8 protein-coding genes, 2 tRNA genes and 3 rRNA genes (1 of these 13 cut by a window edge) are annotated in these 11,888 nt (G+C 59.9%); 10 read left to right on the top strand and 3 right to left on the bottom strand.

Annotated elements, in window-relative coordinates; genetic code table 11:
- The 5 genes from V9K84_RS11565 to rrf form a co-directional block, all read left to right on the top strand.
- A 16S ribosomal RNA gene (locus V9K84_RS11565) occupies positions 1 to 146 on the top strand (it extends 1,391 nt beyond the left edge of the window).
- An 84-nt stretch (positions 147 to 230) separates the two neighbouring features.
- Positions 231 to 307: transfer RNA gene (locus tag V9K84_RS11560), tRNA-Ile, on the top strand.
- Positions 308 to 314: 7 nt separating this feature from the next.
- Positions 315 to 390, top strand: a tRNA-Ala gene (locus V9K84_RS11555).
- A gap of 224 nt (positions 391 to 614) precedes the next feature.
- A 23S ribosomal RNA gene (locus tag V9K84_RS11550) occupies positions 615 to 3,505 on the top strand.
- Positions 3,506 to 3,643: 138 nt separating this feature from the next.
- Positions 3,644 to 3,759 (top strand): 5S ribosomal RNA (gene rrf, locus V9K84_RS11545).
- The 16S, 23S and 5S rRNA genes sit together here with 2 tRNA genes alongside, the layout of an rRNA operon.
- Positions 3,760 to 3,884: 125 nt before the next feature.
- On the opposite strand, the gene queD is transcribed toward rrf, so the two are convergent.
- On the bottom strand, positions 3,885 to 4,241 hold the full coding sequence (gene queD / locus V9K84_RS11540; protein WP_043861143.1) for a 6-carboxytetrahydropterin synthase QueD: 357 nt from the start codon (positions 4,239 to 4,241) through the stop codon (positions 3,885 to 3,887).
- A gap of 51 nt (positions 4,242 to 4,292) precedes the next feature.
- Positions 4,293 to 5,375 (bottom strand): patatin-like phospholipase family protein, encoded by a 1,083-nt coding sequence (locus tag V9K84_RS11535; protein ID WP_078481103.1) that lies wholly within the window; start codon positions 5,373 to 5,375, stop codon positions 4,293 to 4,295.
- 156 nt (positions 5,376 to 5,531) lie between these two features.
- On the opposite strand from V9K84_RS11535, the gene V9K84_RS11530 reads away from it, so the two are divergent.
- Genes V9K84_RS11530 through V9K84_RS11515 form a run of 4 tightly spaced genes read left to right on the top strand, consistent with a single transcriptional unit; the run spans position 5,532 to position 8,141 of the window.
- Positions 5,532 to 5,840: a PepSY domain-containing protein gene (locus V9K84_RS11530; RefSeq protein ID WP_043861141.1), complete on the top strand. Its 309-nt coding sequence runs from the start codon at positions 5,532 to 5,534 to the stop codon at positions 5,838 to 5,840.
- The gene (locus V9K84_RS11525; RefSeq protein ID WP_043861140.1) at positions 5,840 to 6,154 is read left to right on the top strand and encodes a PepSY domain-containing protein; all 315 of its coding nucleotides are present in this window, start codon (positions 5,840 to 5,842) and stop codon (positions 6,152 to 6,154) included. Before V9K84_RS11530 ends, V9K84_RS11525 begins: the two co-directional genes overlap by 1 nt.
- Complete coding sequence (locus tag V9K84_RS11520) at positions 6,154 to 6,822, top strand: response regulator transcription factor (RefSeq protein ID WP_043861139.1); 669 nt, start codon at positions 6,154 to 6,156, stop codon at positions 6,820 to 6,822. Before V9K84_RS11525 ends, V9K84_RS11520 begins: the two co-directional genes overlap by 1 nt.
- Positions 6,819 to 8,141 carry a sensor histidine kinase gene (locus tag V9K84_RS11515; RefSeq protein ID WP_088514887.1) on the top strand — a complete coding sequence of 441 codons (1,323 nt, stop codon included), beginning with the start codon at positions 6,819 to 6,821 and terminating at the stop codon, positions 8,139 to 8,141. The genes V9K84_RS11520 and V9K84_RS11515 overlap by 4 nt, the downstream gene beginning before the upstream one ends.
- A gap of 5 nt (positions 8,142 to 8,146) precedes the next feature.
- Here V9K84_RS11515 and V9K84_RS11510 read toward each other — a convergent pair whose 3' ends face one another.
- Entirely contained in the window at positions 8,147 to 10,294 is a 2,148-nt protein-coding gene (locus V9K84_RS11510; protein WP_088514886.1) for a methyl-accepting chemotaxis protein, read from the bottom strand.
- 265 nt (positions 10,295 to 10,559) lie between these two features.
- Here V9K84_RS11510 and V9K84_RS11505 point away from each other — a divergent pair, with 265 nt between their 5' ends.
- Positions 10,560 to 11,879 (top strand): Na+/H+ antiporter NhaC family protein, encoded by a 1,320-nt coding sequence (locus V9K84_RS11505; protein WP_054916515.1) that lies wholly within the window; start codon positions 10,560 to 10,562, stop codon positions 11,877 to 11,879.
- The last annotated feature ends 9 nt before the right edge of the window (positions 11,880 to 11,888 follow it).

Below are 11,888 nucleotides of genomic sequence, written 5' to 3'. Positions count from 1 at the left end.
CACCGCCCGTCACACCATGGGAGTGGGTTGCACCAGAAGTAGCTAGTCTAACCTTCGGGAGGACGGTTACCACGGTGTGATTCATGACTGGGGTGAAGTCGTAACAAGGTAGCCGTAGGGGAACCTGCGGCTGGATCACCTCCTTAATCGACGACATCAGCTGTCTCATAAGCTCCCACACGAATTGCTTGATTCATTGAAGAAGACGATTAGGTTAGCAACCTTCGATTGGGTCTGTAGCTCAGTTGGTTAGAGCGCACCCCTGATAAGGGTGAGGTCGGCAGTTCGAATCTGCCCAGACCCACCAATTTGCTGGGGCCATAGCTCAGCTGGGAGAGCGCCTGCCTTGCACGCAGGAGGTCAGCGGTTCGATCCCGCTTGGCTCCACCACCCCGCTTGCTAATTTGTCAAAGCTTAGAAATGAATATTCGCCTCGAATATTGATTTCTGAACTTTATCAGAATCGTTCTTTAAAAATTTGGGTATGTGATAGAAAGATAGACTGGACAGCACTTTCACTGGTGTGTGTTCAGGCTAAGGTAAAATTTGTGAGTAATTACAAGTTTTCGGCGAATGTTGTCTTCACAGTATAACCAGATTGCTTGGGGTTATATGGTCAAGTGAAGAAGCGCATACGGTGGATGCCTTGGCAGTCAGAGGCGATGAAAGACGTGGTAGCCTGCGATAAGCTTCGGGGAGTCGGCAAACAGACTTTGATCCGGAGATCTCTGAATGGGGGAACCCACCTGGCATAAGTCAGGTATCTTGTACTGAATACATAGGTGCAAGAGGCGAACCAGGGGAACTGAAACATCTAAGTACCCTGAGGAAAAGAAATCAACCGAGATTCCCTTAGTAGTGGCGAGCGAACGGGGACTAGCCCTTAAGTGGCTTTGAGATTAGCGGAACGCTCTGGAAAGTGCGGCCATAGTGGGTGATAGCCCTGTACGCGAAAATCTCTTAGTCATGAAATCGAGTAGGACGGAGCACGAGAAACTTTGTCTGAATATGGGGGGACCATCCTCCAAGGCTAAATACTACTGACTGACCGATAGTGAACCAGTACCGTGAGGGAAAGGCGAAAAGAACCCCGGAGAGGGGAGTGAAATAGATCCTGAAACCGTATGCGTACAAGCAGTGGGAGCCTACTTTGTTAGGTGACTGCGTACCTTTTGTATAATGGGTCAGCGACTTATATTCAGTGGCGAGCTTAACCGAATAGGGGAGGCGTAGCAAAAGCGAGTCTTAATAGGGCGTTTAGTCGCTGGGTATAGACCCGAAACCGGGCGATCTATCCATGGGCAGGTTGAAGGTTAGGTAACACTGACTGGAGGACCGAACCGACTACCGTTGAAAAGTTAGCGGATGACCTGTGGATCGGAGTGAAAGGCTAATCAAGCTCGGAGATAGCTGGTTCTCCTCGAAAGCTATTTAGGTAGCGCCTCATGTATCACTGTAGGGGGTAGAGCACTGTTTCGGCTAGGGGGTCATCCCGACTTACCAAACCGATGCAAACTCCGAATACCTACAAGTGCCGAGCATGGGAGACACACGGCGGGTGCTAACGTCCGTCGTGAAAAGGGAAACAACCCAGACCGTCAGCTAAGGTCCCAAAGTTATGGTTAAGTGGGAAACGATGTGGGAAGGCTTAGACAGCTAGGAGGTTGGCTTAGAAGCAGCCACCCTTTAAAGAAAGCGTAATAGCTCACTAGTCGAGTCGGCCTGCGCGGAAGATGTAACGGGGCTCAAACCATACACCGAAGCTACGGGTATCACTTAGGTGATGCGGTAGAGGAGCGTTCTGTAAGCCTGTGAAGGTGAGTTGAGAAGCTTGCTGGAGGTATCAGAAGTGCGAATGCTGACATGAGTAACGACAATGGGAGTGAAAAACTCCCACGCCGAAAGACCAAGGTTTCCTGCGCAACGTTAATCGACGCAGGGTTAGTCGGTCCCTAAGGCGAGGCTGAAAAGCGTAGTCGATGGAAAACAGGTTAATATTCCTGTACTTCTGGTTATTGCGATGGAGGGACGGAGAAGGCTAGGCCAGCTTGGCGTTGGTTGTCCAAGTTTAAGGTGGTAGGCTGATATCTTAGGTAAATCCGGGATCTTAAGGCCGAGAGCTGATGACGAGTTGCCATTAGGCGACGAAGTGGTTGATGCCATGCTTCCAAGAAAAGCTTCTAAGCTTCAGGTAACCAGGAACCGTACCCCAAACCGACACAGGTGGTTGGGTAGAGAATACCAAGGCGCTTGAGAGAACTCGGGTGAAGGAACTAGGCAAAATGGCACCGTAACTTCGGGAGAAGGTGCGCCGGTGAGGGTGAAGGACTTGCTCCGTAAGCTCATGCCGGTCGAAGATACCAGGCCGCTGCGACTGTTTATTAAAAACACAGCACTCTGCAAACACGAAAGTGGACGTATAGGGTGTGACGCCTGCCCGGTGCCGGAAGGTTAATTGATGGGGTTAGCTAACGCGAAGCTCTTGATCGAAGCCCCGGTAAACGGCGGCCGTAACTATAACGGTCCTAAGGTAGCGAAATTCCTTGTCGGGTAAGTTCCGACCTGCACGAATGGCGTAACGATGGCGGCGCTGTCTCCACCCGAGACTCAGTGAAATTGAAATCGCTGTGAAGATGCAGTGTATCCGCGGCTAGACGGAAAGACCCCGTGAACCTTTACTATAGCTTTGCACTGGACTTTGAATTTGCTTGTGTAGGATAGGTGGGAGGCTTTGAAGCGTGGACGCCAGTCTGCGTGGAGCCATCCTTGAAATACCACCCTGGCAACTTTGAGGTTCTAACTCAGGTCCGTTATCCGGATCGAGGACAGTGTATGGTGGGTAGTTTGACTGGGGCGGTCTCCTCCTAAAGAGTAACGGAGGAGTACGAAGGTGCGCTCAGACCGGTCGGAAATCGGTCGTAGAGTATAAAGGCAAAAGCGCGCTTGACTGCGAGACAGACACGTCGAGCAGGTACGAAAGTAGGTCTTAGTGATCCGGTGGTTCTGTATGGAAGGGCCATCGCTCAACGGATAAAAGGTACTCCGGGGATAACAGGCTGATACCGCCCAAGAGTTCATATCGACGGCGGTGTTTGGCACCTCGATGTCGGCTCATCACATCCTGGGGCTGAAGCCGGTCCCAAGGGTATGGCTGTTCGCCATTTAAAGTGGTACGCGAGCTGGGTTTAGAACGTCGTGAGACAGTTCGGTCCCTATCTGCCGTGGACGTTTGAGATTTGAGAGGGGCTGCTCCTAGTACGAGAGGACCGGAGTGGACGAACCTCTGGTGTTCCGGTTGTCACGCCAGTGGCATTGCCGGGTAGCTATGTTCGGAAGAGATAACCGCTGAAAGCATCTAAGCGGGAAACTTGCCTCAAGATGAGATCTCACTGGAGCCTTGAGCTCCCTGAAGGGCCGTCGAAGACTACGACGTTGATAGGTTGGGTGTGTAAGCGCTGTGAGGCGTTGAGCTAACCAATACTAATTGCCCGTGAGGCTTGACCATATAACACCCAAGCAATTTGCGTCGAACGACCAGATTGCGGTGTTGTGAAGACACAGTAAGCCGAAGATTTGTAACTCACGAACATCACATACCCGATTCGCTGGAGTGTCTGAACAAGACCTTCTGGCAACAGAATTTCTTGACGACCATAGAGCATTGGAACCACCTGATCCCATCCCGAACTCAGTAGTGAAACGATGCATCGCCGATGGTAGTGTGGGGTTTCCCCATGTGAGAGTAGGTCATCGTCAAGATTAAATTCCGAAACCCCTATCTGCATCTGCAGGTAGGGGTTTTGTCTTTGTGGGCTGAAAGTTTCCTGCAAGGCGGGCATAAAAAACCACCTTGGGAGGTGGTTTTCAGATATGTCACTGTCAGCTCAGTCGCCGTAATACTCGCAGCCACTGGTGCAGGTTTCATGGATACGTACCTTGCTCAGTTCTGGTAGCAACGGCTTGACCTGGTCCCAGATCCATTTGGCAATCACTTCGCTGGTCGGGTTCTCCAGGCCAGGGATGTCATTGAGGTAGTTGTGGTCAAGCTGCTCGTACAGCGGCTTGAAAATCGCCTTGATCTCCGAGAAGTCGCGAATCCAGCCGGTATGCGGATCCAGCTGGCCGGTCAAGTGCAAGGCAACCTTGAAGGAGTGGCCGTGCAGGCGCCCGCATTTGTGCCCGGCGGGCACATTCGGCAAGCGGTGGGCCGATTCGAAGGTGAACTCTTTGAAAATTTCCACGGTATCTTAGAACTCTGAAAACCAATGCTGACCGGCAGTTTAACAGCAAGCCTACTTCAACGGTTGCAGATGCTGGTGCAGCTTGCCGGTTTCCACCAGTTCTAGGAACTCGTCGCCCAGCCGCTGGCTTTCGCTCATGGCGGTACGCCAGTAACGTTGGCGGTTACCGGCATCGCCCATGAAGCGCTTGAAGTCGCTGCGATCCGGCAGCTTGCCGTAGGGCAGGCGGGCCAGGTACTGCGGCGAGGGTGCCAGCAACAGCACGTTCTGCAGGTACTGCGCATTGCTGCGCCGCCAGGGCAGGGCCTTGTCGAACCACCCCGGCACCACCTTGTGGGTGAAGTGAGGGTAAAGCACGATGTCCTCGCCGCTGTAGGGCAGGTCGAGGTGATAGTCGAGCAAGCCACCATCCCGGTAGGTGCCCGCTCCGACCCCCGGAATGTCCCGCACGCCTTCCATCACCATGGGAATGGAGCCTGAAGCGAGCAGGGCATGACGCAGGTTGTCGACCGCCAGCGGCAGGCAGCGCGAAGGGAAGTCCGTGAGGGGGTTCAACGGCGGTGCGCAGCGTGCGTCATGCAGGATCACGCGTTCGAAGTGCCGGGCCAGCCGCGAACGGCTCACGAGGTTGTCGGCAATCACCGACGACAGGCCTACGCCCAGTCGGCCTCGATGATCGTGCTGAAGCAGGCCGTGGCTTCTGACCAGCATGATGTTGAGCCGATAGTGGGGGTTGTCGAGAATGCGAGCATCCTGGCCCTCCAGCAGGTCATCGAGCATGCGCCGACAGCTCTGGCTGACCTGGGCCTGGGTCACGCCCTTGGCGAAATCCTGCTCGGTATAAAGATGGCCCAGGCGCAGCAGGGCCTGGGCGGGGTCGGGCAGGCAGGCGCTGGCGAAGCGCCAGGAGCCGATCGATGCCCCGATCAGCGAGCGCGCGCGCGGTGCTGTGGGCAGCCACTGGCCGAACAGCGCCAGGTCGATACCCTGGATACCCAGCGCCTTGGGGCCGCCTGCAGCGCCCGGTAGCACCCCCACGTCTGCAGCCTGCAGACCGCGTTCGCGTACATGGGCAAACGCCCGCGTGCCGGCCTTGAGTGTCAGCGCTGGAAACTTGATCTGGATTGAGCTCATAAGGGCCTCGTTGTCCTGGATCAACGATTATAGAGAAGCGTGGACGGAACAGGGGCGCGCCTGAGCTATCATGGCGTCAGTTGTTTTCAGTTTCAGTTAAGTTCGGTTCGGTATTCTGAACCCGTAAGCAAGATTGATCCTAAATGGAGAGACACGATGAAAACATTGACAGCCCTGTTCGCCACCGCCGCCCTTGCCCTGAGCGCCAACGTTGCGCTGGCTAAAGACATCCCCACCAATGAAGTCGTGCAGCTGGTCCAGGCCAAGACCATCCTGTCGCTGGATGACCTCAACGCAAAAGCGCTGGCCAAGCATCCGGGTGCCACCATCAAGGACTCCGAGCTCGAGGACGTGTACGGCCGTTATGTGTACAAGGTCGAACTGCGTGACGCGCAGAACGTCGAATGGGACGTGGACCTTGATGCCAAGACCGGTGAAGTACTCAAGGACGCCAAGGACACCTGATGACTGCACGCAAGCGAACGGCACCGTGGCTGTTCCTCGCATTGCTGGTCTTCTGTACGCCGGCCCTGGCCCGCGACCTCGATCAGGATGAAGCCCTGGAGCTACGTCAGAAGGGCATCATCCTGCCGCTGGAGCAACTGTTGAACTCCGCCCTGGGGCGTTACCCCGGGGCGAAGTTGCTTGAGGCGGAGCTGGAAGAGAAGCACAACCGCTACGAGTACGAAGTCGAGCTGGTCACCCCGCAAGGGGTCGTGCGTGAAATCAAGTTCGATGCACGCACGGGTGTGCTGATCAAAGATGAGGAAGATGACTGATGCGCCTGTTACTGGTCGAGGACAACGTCCCGCTGGCCGATGAACTCACCCAGAGCCTGCAGCGCCAGGGCTACGCCATCGACTGGCTGGCCGACGGCCGAGATGCGGTGTACCAGGGTAGCAGCGAGCCCTATGACCTGATTATCCTGGACCTGGGGCTGCCCGGCCTGCCCGGCCTCGAGGTGCTGGCCCAATGGCGCGCCGGCGGGCTGTCGACCCCGGTGCTGATCCTGACCGCACGGGGTTCCTGGGCCGAGCGCATCGAGGGCCTCAAGGCCGGTGCCGACGATTACCTGAGCAAACCCTTTCACCCCGAAGAGCTGCAACTGCGCATCCAGTCGCTGCTGCGCCGCGCCCGTGGCCTGGCCAACCAGCCGACCCTGCAGGCCGCCGGCCTGCACCTGGACGAAGGCCGCCAGTGCGTGAGCCGCGACGGGCAGGACGTGCAACTGACCGCCGCCGAGTTTCGCCTGCTGCGCTACTTCATGTTGCACCCGCAGCAGATCCTTTCCAAAAGCCACCTGGCCGAGCACCTCTACAACGGCGAAACCGAGCGCGACTCGAATGTGCTCGAAGTACACGTCAACCACCTGCGCCGCAAGCTGGGGCGCAGCGTGATCGAAACCCATCGCGGCCAGGGCTATCGCTTTGGCGGAGTGGTCGAGTGAAGTCGATCCAGGCGCGCCTGAGCCTGGGGCTGGTCGGTGTACTGGTGGTGGTCGGCCTGGCCCTGGCACAGATCAGCCTGTGGCTGTTCGAGGTCGGGTTGCAGCGCTACCTGGAGACGGGGCTGCGCAAGGAAAGCGAAAACCTGCTGGTGGCGCTGGTGCGCGGCCACAGCGGCCTCGAACTGGACGAGCGACGCCTGTCGTCGGCGTACCAGCGGCCGTTTTCCGGCTACTACTTCCGTATCGATTTCGAAGGGGGCAGTTGGCGTTCCCGCTCGCTCTGGGACATGGACATGCCCCGTCCGCCAACTCCCGGCCTGCACGCGGGCCTGGAGCTGGGCCCGGCTGGCCAGCAACTGCTGGTGCTGCGTGCCGACTACCGGCGCCTGGGCCAGGCGATCTCGATCAGCGTGGCGCAGGACTATACCCCCGTGCGCGACGGCTTCCGGCGCATGCAGCAGCTCGGCCTTGGCCTGGGGCTGGTGGCGCTGCTGTTGATTCTGGTGCTGCAACGCATCACGGTCACACGCTCCCTGCGCCCATTGGAACGCACGCGCGAACAGATCGCCCAACTGCAGCAGGGCAAGCGCTCGCAGCTCGACAGTGAGGTGCCTGTCGAACTCGAGCCCCTGGTGGCGCAGATCAACCACCTGCTGGCACACACCGAAGACAGCCTCAGACGTTCACGCAACGCGCTGGGCAACCTGGGGCATGCCCTGAAGACTCCCCTGGCGGTGCTGATGAGCCTGGCGTCGAGCGAGCGCCTGAACGACCTGCCCGAGGTTCGCGTCCAGTTGCAGGCTCAGCTGGAGCAGATCCAGCAACGCCTGAGCCGCGAACTCAATCGCGCCCGGCTGGCCGGCGATGCCCTGCCGGGGGCGCATTTCGATTGCGCCACCGAACTGCCGGGCCTGCTATCGACCCTGGGCATGATTCACGGCGATCACCTGCTCATCCGCCATCAGGTGCCCGATGGGTTGTCCTTGCCCTGGGACCGCGAAGACCTGCTCGAGCTGCTGGGCAACCTGCTGGACAACGCCTGCAAGTGGGCCGACAGCGAGGTCTGCCTGAGCATCGAGCAAGAGGGCGGGGTGTATCGCCTGTGGGTGGACGATGATGGCCCGGGCATCCCCGAAAATGCCAGGGCCGGGGTGCTGGAGCGCGGTGCGCGGCTCGACGAACAGGTCGATGGCCATGGGCTTGGCCTGGGCATCGTTCGCGATATCGCCGAAGCCTGGGGTGGGCAGATGAGGTTGCTGGAAAGCCCGCTGGGCGGGCTGCGGGTGAGCATCGAGCTACCCCGCAGGGCAGCCCGATAACACCATCAGACGCGGAACTGGTCCATCAGCCCCTGCTGCTGGTTGGCCAGGCTGTTCAGCGACTGGCTGACCCGCGCCGACTCATTGGCCTGCTCCGAGAGTGACTCGGTCACATCGCGAATGGTCGCCACGTTGTTGTTGATTTCCTCGGCCACCGCACTCTGCTCTTCGGCGGCACTGGCAATCTGCAGGTTCATGTCGCTGATCACGGTGACGGCCTCGCCGATCTGGCGCAGCGCAGTCACGGCCTGACCGACCTGGTCGACGCTACCCTGGGCCTGGCGGTGGCTGCTGTCCATGGCGCCCACCACCTCGCGGGTGCCGGCCTGCAGTTGCTCGATCACCTGACGGGTCTCCTCCACCGACTCCTGGGTGCGTCGGGCCAGGTTGCGCACCTCGTCGGCCACCACCGCAAAGCCGCGCCCGGCTTCCCCGGCACGGGCCGCCTCGATGGCGGCATTGAGCGCCAGCAGGTTGGTCTGCTCGGCGATGGAGCGGATCACTTCCAGTACCGAACCGATCTTCTCGCTGTTGTCGGCCAGCCCTTCGACCTGGGCCATGGCGGTGTTCATGTCGGCTGCCAGGGTATCGATGCTGGTGGTGGTGCGGTCGATCACCGCCAGGCCCTGACGGGTCGCCTGGTCGGCGTCACGCGCCGCCTGGGCCGCTTGCGCAGCACTGCGCGCCACATCCTGGGCGGTGGCGCTCATTTCGTGGGACGCCGTGGCCACCTGGTCGACCTGACGGTACTGCTGCTCCATGCCGGCGCTGGTCTGCGAGGCAATCGCCGAAGACTGGTCGGCAGTGTCGCGCGCCGCCTGCACCGAGCGTTTGACCTCGGCGATGATCGGCTGCAGCTTGTCGAGGAAGCGGTTGAACCAGCCGGCCAGTTCCCCCAGCTCGTCGCGCTTGTCGTAGTTCAGGCGGCGGGTCAGGTCGCCTTCGCCGCTGGCGATGTCCTTGAGCATGGCGGCCACGCCCAGGATGGGGCGGGTCACACTGCGCGCCATCACCCAGATCAGCAGCAGCCCCACGATCGCGGCCAGCACACCCAGGCCCAGCTCGATCAGGGTGCCACTGGTATTGCGCTGGTCGAGCTCGTTCTTGAGGGTCTCGGCCGGGCCGGTCAGGGCGCTTTGCGGCACATCCAGCAGCACGCCCCAGGGCTTGCCCCCCGGAATCGGTGCAAACGATGCCAGCACCTTCAGGCGCTCGTCCTTGTGGAGGCTCTGCAGGGGCGTGCCGCTGCTCAGCAGGCCTATCAGCTCCTTGCCGCTGGTGCTGTCGACCTGGTCGAAGCGTTGCGCCAGCTTGCCCGCATCCGGGCTGTAGCCGGCCAGCAGGCCCACCGGGCTGATGATGCCGATGCGGGTCTGGCCCTGGTACAGGTTCTGGCTGGCTTGCTGGCTCAGCGCCTGCAGGCTGTTCAGGTTGATGTCGATCGACAGGGTGGCGACCACCTTGTCGGCCACGATCAGCGGGAACACGATGCTGGTCATCAGCACCCGCTGGCCGGCAATGTCATAGAAGTAGGGTTCGATCACGCAGGTCTTGCGCGTGGTACGCGGGCACACCGACCAGGTGTTGGCCGGCTCGCCGCTGGGGCCGATGCTGGTGTCGGTCATGTCCTTTTCGGGCAGCGCCATCGAGGTCAGCTTGCCGGGCGTGGGCTGCGACCAGTACAGGGCAAAGCGGCCGGCCTCGTTGCTGCCCAGCTCGGCCTGGTTGGCGAACAGGGCATCCTTGTTGTCCAGGGCGTTGGGCTCGAACACCAGCGACAGCCCCAGCAGGTCGGGGTTGGCCTGCAGCGCGGCGCGCACCTGGCGGGTCATGTCCTCGCGCAGGTCGAAGGCGTCCAGAAAGCGCTTTTCGGCCTGCTCGCGCAAAAACAGCACCTGGCGCGCAAAGCCTGCACCGTATTGGTAGGCATCCATGAACTGGCGGCGGATGCTCAAGGCCTGGACTTCGCCCTGGGACTGGATACGCGACTGGGCCGCTTCGGTCAGCATCTGCATGCTGCTGGCCTTGACCAGCTCGGAGTTGTGCTCCATGCGGTACAGCGAAAGGCCCACCAGCAGCGTAACGATGCTGGCCAGGCAGAGCCCGGCCAGCAGGGTAATTTTCCACTGGATGGAAAGTTGTCTCGACGACATGACGAAGTCCTTTGATCCAAAAAAAGATTGAGGCTGACGACTGTAACGGCCAGGCGCAGTTTTTCTTTATTCAAACGTTCAATTGAAATGCGTCGTTTTCAGTCATGCATGCGACCCGCGTGCAGCCGTCTAGCCCCGTACTTTGACAAGTGGCGGGTGCTGCTTCAGAGTGTGCGCCCTCCCATAAAAACACCTGTCGTTCGGCCACTGCGCTCGCAGTCTGTCGCCGCAGCGCAAGCTTTGTCTGGTTTCTAGAGGTCATGAAATGAATGCAGTAATTGCCGCGGTCGGCATCATGCTGATATTGAGCCTGGCCCGTGTGCACGTGGTCATCGCCCTCATCATCGGCGCGCTCGCCGGCGGCCTGGTGGGCGGCCTGGGTATCGAAGGCACGCTCAAGGCGTTCAACGGCGGCCTGGGTGGCGGCGCCACGGTGGCATTGTCGTATGCGCTGCTGGGCGCATTCGCCGTGGCCATCGCCAAGTCCGGGCTGGCCCATGCGCTGGCCGATCGCGCCCTGTCGATGTTCCATGGTCAGCGCAATGCCGAAGGCGGCAAGATCAAGTGGCTGCTGATCGGCCTGTTGCTGGTGGTGGCGATCTCGTCGCAGAACATCCTGCCCATTCATATCGCCTTCATTCCGCTGCTGGTGCCGCCGCTGCTGTACGTGCTGACTCGCCTGCAGATCGATCGGCGCCTGGTGGCCTGCGTGATGACTTTCGGCCTGATCACCCCCTACATGTTCCTGCCAGTGGGGTTCGGCAACATCTTCCTCAATCAGATCCTGCTGGCCAACGTCAGCCGTAGCGGGGTGGACGTCAGCGGCGTCAACGTGACCCAGGCCATGGCCATACCGGCGGCGGGCATGCTGTTCGGGTTGCTGCTGGCGGTGTTCTTCAGCTACCGCAAAAAGCGCGTGTACGACGTGGCAAAGATCGAGCAGGTCGAGCAGGTGGCGGTCAGCTACAACCCGTTGACGCTGATGGTGGCCGGCTGTGCGATCGCCGCGGCGTTCATCATCCAGCTGTGGCTGGACTCGATGATCATCGGTGCGATGGCGGGCTTTCTGATCTTCTCGCTGTCGGGCATCGTGCGCTGGAAGGACACCGATGACCTGTTCACCGAAGGCATGAAGATGATGGCCATGATCGGCTTCATCATGATCGCCGCGTCCGGCTTTGCCGAGGTCATGAAGGCCACCGGCGAAGTGAAGACCCTGGTGGAGGCCTCGGCCGGCTGGATCGACCACAGCAAGGCGGTCGGGGCGCTGCTGATGCTGCTGGTGGGCCTGCTGGTGACCATGGGTATCGGCTCGTCGTTCTCCACGGTGCCGATCCTGGCGGCGATCTTCGTGCCGCTGTGCGTGCAACTGGGCTTCGACCCGCTGGCCACCGTGTGCATCGTCGGTACTGCCGGCGCATTGGGTGATGCCGGCTCACCGGCGTCGGACTCGACCCTGGGCCCGACCTCGGGCCTGAACGTCGATGGCCAGCACCATCACATCTGGGACACGGTGGTGCCGACCTTCCTGCATTACAACCTGCCGTTGCTGGCGTTCGGCTGGGTAGCGGCGATGGTGCTGTAGCGCGCCAGG

It is taken from the genome of Pseudomonas sp. AE27 (assembly GCF_037113495.1).
In the GTDB taxonomy this organism is placed as follows: domain Bacteria; phylum Pseudomonadota; class Gammaproteobacteria; order Pseudomonadales; family Pseudomonadaceae; genus Aquipseudomonas; species Aquipseudomonas palmensis.
The sequence above is the reverse complement of the archived record's forward strand: the minus strand, read 5'-3'. Positions and strand labels throughout refer to the sequence as shown.